General features: G+C 42.8%; 4 protein-coding genes. All 4 read right to left on the bottom strand.

The genetic code is table 11. The annotated features are described in order from the left end of the window. A partial coding sequence (locus tag SPADD19_RS12265; RefSeq protein ID WP_481906729.1) for a type III PLP-dependent enzyme domain-containing protein occupies positions 1-784 on the bottom strand: 784 nt, incomplete at its 3' end. 95 nt (positions 785-879) lie between these two features. After that, complete coding sequence (locus SPADD19_RS01190; RefSeq protein WP_049517790.1) at positions 880-1,566, bottom strand: Bax inhibitor-1/YccA family protein; 687 nt, start codon at positions 1,564-1,566, stop codon at positions 880-882. A 28-nt stretch (positions 1,567-1,594) separates the two neighbouring features. Further along, a complete protein-coding gene (locus SPADD19_RS01185; RefSeq protein WP_061454988.1) occupies positions 1,595-2,086 on the bottom strand; it encodes an HDIG domain-containing metalloprotein in 492 nt (163 codons plus the stop codon). Between the two features lie 82 nt (positions 2,087-2,168). Next, the coding region (locus tag SPADD19_RS12260; protein ID WP_241496386.1) for a TrmH family RNA methyltransferase at positions 2,169-2,403 on the bottom strand (235 nt) is incomplete at its 5' end.

Genomic DNA, 2,403 nt, shown 5'->3' with positions numbered 1-2,403 from the left:
CTGCCGGTTTGAGAATTTCATCAAAAACACGATGCACGCCCTCCCCAATAATGGCAATATCATTTGGTTCTTGTTCTGGTTTATAATTGACCCCAACTCCACCAGAAAGGTTGATGAAGCCCAAGTAGACACCTGTTTTCTCGACGACTTCTACTGCCAATTCAAAAAGTTGACGCGCTAGCTCTGGATAGTAGTCGTTGGATACTGTATTAGAAGCCAATAAAGCGTGAATCCCAAACTCTTCCACACCTAGTTCTTTCAACTCGATAAAGGCTTGGATCAATTGCTCCTTGGTCATGCCAAACTTAGCTTCTTCAGGATTGTCCATAATATCGGTTCCCAGTTCAAAAACTCCACCAGGATTATAGCGGCAAGAAATGACCTTGGGGATGCTAGTCACAGACTTCAAGAAAGCAATGTCTTCATAGGCATCCAGATTGATAGTTGCCCCTAATTCTCTAGCATAGACAAATTCATCAGCTGGCGTGTTGTTAGAAGAAAACATGATTTCTTTTCCACTAAAGCCTAGTTTATCCGCCATTAACAATTCCACATAGCTGGCAGTGTCGACTCCACAGCCCTCTTCTTGCAAAATTTTTAGGATCGATGGATTAGGAGTCGCCTTGATGGCAAAGTATTCCTTAAATCCTTCATTCCAAGCAAAAGCTTGATGGAGGGCACGAGCCGTTTCACGAATTCCTGCTTCATCATAGAGATGGAAAGGGGTAGGGAATTCTTGGGCCAGACTTTCTAATTGTTCACGGGTTACAAAAGGTGTTTTCATGAGCTCTCATTTCTATTCTTTAGTCACTATTAGTATAGCACAAGTCGGAAGACAAAAAAAGCCGAGGCAACTGCCCCAGCTCAATCTCTCTTTGATTAGTCGTTTCTTCCGAAGATACGAAGAAGGCTGATAAAGAGGTTGATAAAGTCAAGATAAAGTTCCAAAGCCATCGCTACTGCCCAGCCTGTAGCAGGTTGACCATTTGTTTGATCATAGACATAGCGAATCTTTTGGTTATCCCAAGCTGTCAATCCTGCAAAGAGGAAGACAGAGATAATACTCAAGATATAGTCCATTCCAGAACTTCTCAAGAACATGTTCACAACAGAAGCGATGATCACACCGATCAAGACTCCCATTAAGGCACGTCCCATACCAGACAGGTCTTTTTTCACGACACGGCCGATAGCTCCCATGACAATAAACATCAAGGCACTGACCAAGAAAGCCTTATAGACAGTCGCTTGCATGTAGCGAGCAATGATAAAGCTCAAGGTAAAGCCATTCAAAGCTGAGTAGATCAAGAAGATAGGAAGAGCAGACGGGCTATTTTTAACAGCCTTCCCACTTGCAACAAAGACCAAGATCAATTCTACAACGACTGCTCCGTAGTAAACCATTGGTGCTGTTGTTAAGATTTGAACGAAGAAGTCTTGAAAGACCGTCATCATCAGGCCAGACACAAGAGCTGAAATCCCTACACCGATCCCTACTAATGAATAGATTTTGTTATAAAAAGCATTCAATCCACTTTGTTCTTGGATTACTGAATCATTATACATATAAACAAGTTCCTTTCAAATTTGTTTACTACGATTTTATCATTTTTCGATGAAAAAATCTCCTTTTGGCCATCTTTTTACGCCAAGGTTCTGAAGCTTCCTTAACAGCCCAGTATTTATCCACCATCGTCACCACGAAGGATTCTTTGTAGCGAGGCGGAGCAAGGGTAGCCCCCCACATGTGTTTAATGATGATATCTTCTTCCTTGGCATTGAGATCTGTAATCTTTCGCGCATTTCTCACGGCAATGCGTGGATGGATCCAGGCGTGACTCTTGGTAAACTTAGTCTCGCGCCAATCATAGTAAAAGAGGTCATGTAAGAGCCCGCCCCGAGCCGTACTTTTGGCATCCCAGCCAAATTTTTTTGCCAATTTATAACTGGTATAGCTAACATGAATGGAATGCTCCAAACGATTGGAATGAATATGGTGGGGAATGTCGGCTAATTTTTGAACCTTAGGATGCTGGATTAGATGGCCCACATAGGCCATGTATTCTTTGTCACGATGATATTGCATAAGATAACCACCTTTCGTTGATAGGCTCTCCCAATAAGACCTCCATCAACTTCTTCTTACAGGTTAAGTATACTGCTTTTTCTCAAAATTTCCTTAAAGAAAACATCAAAATTCCTGCTGCTACCGCAACATTCAAACTCTCTGCCCGACCTGGCATGGGAATATGAACCAGCTGGTCTGCTTGTGCCGCCATTTCCTGGCTGATGCCATTTCCTTCATTGCCCATAACCAGGATAAACTGATCGGTCTGAGGAAGCTGACGGTAGTCAATGGAAGCTTCTGAAAGCGTCGTTGCGAGAACTGCTAGATGTGATTGT

The organism is Streptococcus parasanguinis (genome assembly GCF_001578955.1).
Taxonomy (GTDB): Bacteria; Bacillota; Bacilli; order Lactobacillales; family Streptococcaceae; genus Streptococcus; species Streptococcus parasanguinis_U.
The sequence above is the reverse complement of the archived record's forward strand: the minus strand, read 5'-3'. Positions and strand labels throughout refer to the sequence as shown.

What these genes read in the sequence shown, in the direction of transcription:
- SPADD19_RS01190 (WP_049517790.1), bottom strand. Translation starts at nt 1,566, where the DNA reads ATGTATAATGATTCAGTAATCCAAGAACAAAGTGGATTGAATGCTTTT.
- SPADD19_RS01185 (WP_061454988.1), bottom strand. Translation starts at nt 2,086, where the DNA reads ATGCAATATCATCGTGACAAAGAATACATGGCCTATGTGGGCCATCTA.